The organism is Bradyrhizobium sp. SUTN9-2 (assembly GCF_003122645.1).
GTDB classification, from domain to species: Bacteria; Pseudomonadota; Alphaproteobacteria; order Rhizobiales; family Xanthobacteraceae; genus Bradyrhizobium; species Bradyrhizobium yuanmingense.
The window spans coordinates 4787233-4790093 of record NZ_LAXE01000001.1; the positions used below are offsets into that span (position 1 = coordinate 4787233).

A 2861-nucleotide genomic window follows, 5' to 3' on the forward strand; every position below is an offset into this window, starting at 1 on the left:
TATCGAGACAATCGAGATGCTGTTCTTCTTCGCTAAACGTCTTGCCGCCTCGTACCTGGCGCCCTGCGTCAAATGCATTTGATTAATGAGTGCTACCCCGTGCCTGTTCACGGGATCGGCCGAATAGATTTGCAGGTCAGCGAAGTGATCGAAGAAAAAACGCCGTCGCTTCCCGGACCCCTTATGTGTTGGCTTGTTTACTGGTGCCGCAGGACTCTCGTCCTGACTCGAGGACAACGCCGCAACCGGCTTTCCGGGCTGTGCCGCCGCCTGCGGATCTGCAGAACTCATGGACGCACTCAATATTACTACTACAATCTGCGGTTTATACGACTCAAGCGAGTGGACTGTCTAGCAAGTTCGCGGCACATTCGCGTAACCGCCTAGCGCCTCAGATTCTTACGTTAATTAGGATCGCCCCACGCACGAAAGATCTGCTTCACAGTTGTTGGCAGCGCCCTTCCATTAGTAGTTGGCCCAACGACGTTGGAGGTATTGGCGGACGCGGCCTCGTTTGCCAGAACCGCCCCTGAAACTCAGGCTGAATCGGCCCACCGAAAGCCTGGCAGCGACGGCAATATGGCGGCTCCGACCGATCCTGCGAACGTTAAGATCTTCTTGCTAACCCGGAGCCCAGAGCGGCTTATTGCGCTGCCGCACGGTGTTTGGTCGGGATATGCTCGCAAAACTCTCAACTTCGTCGGCCTTTGCGCCGATCGGCACGCTGGTCGATCTTGGCTTTCGAGACGAGTACAACTGCTGTTTCTGGGCCCATTGAAACCCAGTTGATAAAGCTATTGCGTTTCGCGCCCGTTCCGGTTGAGATGAAATGCTTTACCCGGAAACCGTAGGCACAAGTGCCGAGGCCACCTAGCGGATTGAACTACGTAACACTTCACGCACAAAATCTAACGCCGCTGTTGCTTGTAGCGCTGCGGAAACACGGCAGCCACGTTTGGAGGTGGGCGATTGAGAGAGCCGTCGATCACATACGAGAGCAGGTCAATCGCGCGGTCCGAGTTCTAAAAGCGAGGAAGCCGTGGGCCGTTTTCAGTTCCGATCGACATCGTAGTTTCTGCCGATATCGCCGTTCCACTAAGCAGATGACACCATTGCGATCACTCTAGCAACGCCCCTTCTAATTGGCACGACGGTCCCATGAGCCCCCTGCGGTGAAGCGACATGACTCAAGACCTTCAGTTTCGCGATGATATTCCCACCCAGTTCAACGAGCATACGATTTTGAGTCGTCGGGCGGATCGCGTCAGAAAAGTATTGACTGGTGAGGTCGTGGCCCCTTTTGAAGTAATCATCCACCCCTCGAGCTCCTGCAACTTGGCTTGCCAATGGTGCATTGGCGATCACGTCCCTGCCGCCGACGGCGACGGGAAACCAAACTCCGCATCGAAGCACACCGACAAGCGCCTCTCTAACGCGCTGCACAACCCATCCGCGATGCGTAAAGTGGTCGAGAGCATCGCGTCATATAGCACAACCCAAAGGGACGGATCAGAATATCGCATCGAGAACGTCAGCTTCTCAGGACTAATTGGAGAACCTCTCCTAGCAAAAGAAGCCGTAAAGGTCGCAGTCGAGTTTCTTGCAAGCCGCGGCCTCCGCGTCGGCCTCTTCACTAACGGTATCCTACTCGACGCTTCCCTGATGAGAACGCTCTTACGGGCCGCCTACGTAAATGTGAGCATCGATGCAGCGTCCGCACAAACCTATGCTCGCTTGAAAGGCCGGAATCCAAATAATAACGATCTGTTCCTACGTGCCATCACAAACGTCGAGACTCTCTCCGAGCAAATCAAAAAATCAGGTTCGCCTTTAGAACTAAATGCGTCGTTTGTGATGTATCCCGAGAATTATCACGAAGTCTTCGATGCAGCCAAGTTGAGTAAGCAGCTTGGGATAAAGCACTTTCGATTAAAGAGGGATATTTCAGGCGAACGACAGCTAAGTCATGATCAGAACCGTCGAGCTGCAGAGCTCGTCGCGCAAATCCAATCGGACCTGTCCGACCAATCCTTCAAAGTTGTTCCGATACATCGCCCCGACGTGAGGTACGAAGCGTCACGCTCTTTCGATTATTGTCGAATCATAGACCACATGGCGGCTATTGGCTCAGACGGCGAAATGTATCCCTGCAACTATCACCCTCGCCCTGGCGGCCTCAGCTTTGGCAACGTCATCCAAAGTGGCTTCGCGTCAGTATGGGAAGGCAAAACGCGACAGGATGTACGAAGTCAGACCCCCCGCATTTGCCCCGCCGTCTGCGACCCATTTAAGATGCGAGCCAACGCTTTACTCGATAAGGTCGCAGCTCGACCATCGCTGCTTGACCAGCTTGGATCCCCCGATGAAGTTAGACTTTGAGCGATTTGATCGCATCCCTCCATCGCAAGAGCGCTTTCGGCGCGCGCTTGAGGCGAGAGGGATTCACTGGCCGGAATTTGTTGGCTACTGCGCATCTCTCCACAGCAACTCCATAGTAATGGCGGCAGGCTCACTTGTCGATGGAACAGACAACAGATATTCCGACATCGACCTCTTTGTTTTGAGTAATGGAAGCCTACCAACCGGGCAGATCCAAATATCCAATCTTGGGGAAACAAGAATTGACGTCGAATTCCGAACGTTTGCCGAGTTCAATGCTCTCAGAGCACGATTGGCTCACTCTCTCAATTTGTCTCAGCGCCCTGACAACATCGATTTTGACGATCTGAAATTCTTCGACAGAATTCTGCGCGGACTAGTTGTCTTTTCTGGCGCCGCCTTGCCCACGCATCCGGCGGACGCCTCGCTATTGGAACTGCACCTTGCACGAGTTCGTTCGATGAAGGCAGATACTGTATGAG

3 protein-coding genes are annotated in these 2861 nt (G+C 53.7%); 2 read left to right on the forward strand and 1 reads right to left on the reverse strand.

The window, feature by feature from the left end:
- Window positions 1–291, reverse strand: a 291-nt coding sequence (locus XF30_RS38905) for a hypothetical protein (RefSeq protein WP_204524522.1), incomplete at its 3' end; no start/stop codon positions are given.
- 891 nt (window positions 292–1182) lie between these two features.
- On the opposite strand from XF30_RS38905, the gene XF30_RS22110 reads away from it, so the two are divergent.
- Both XF30_RS22110 and XF30_RS22115 read left to right on the forward strand, forming a co-directional pair.
- On the forward strand, window positions 1183–2379 hold the full coding sequence (locus tag XF30_RS22110; protein WP_109143850.1) for a radical SAM/SPASM domain-containing protein: 1197 nt from the start codon (window positions 1183–1185) through the stop codon (window positions 2377–2379).
- Window positions 2363–2860, forward strand: a complete 498-nt coding sequence (locus XF30_RS22115) for a nucleotidyltransferase domain-containing protein (protein WP_158284404.1) — start codon at window positions 2363–2365, stop codon at window positions 2858–2860. The genes XF30_RS22110 and XF30_RS22115 overlap by 17 nt, the downstream gene beginning before the upstream one ends.
- Window position 2861: the final 1 nt, after the last annotated feature.

What these genes read in the sequence shown, in the direction of transcription:
- XF30_RS22110 (WP_109143850.1), top strand. Translation starts at nt 1,183, where the DNA reads ATGACTCAAGACCTTCAGTTTCGCGATGATATTCCCACCCAGTTCAAC.
- XF30_RS22115 (WP_158284404.1), top strand. Translation starts at nt 2,363, where the DNA reads ATGAAGTTAGACTTTGAGCGATTTGATCGCATCCCTCCATCGCAAGAG.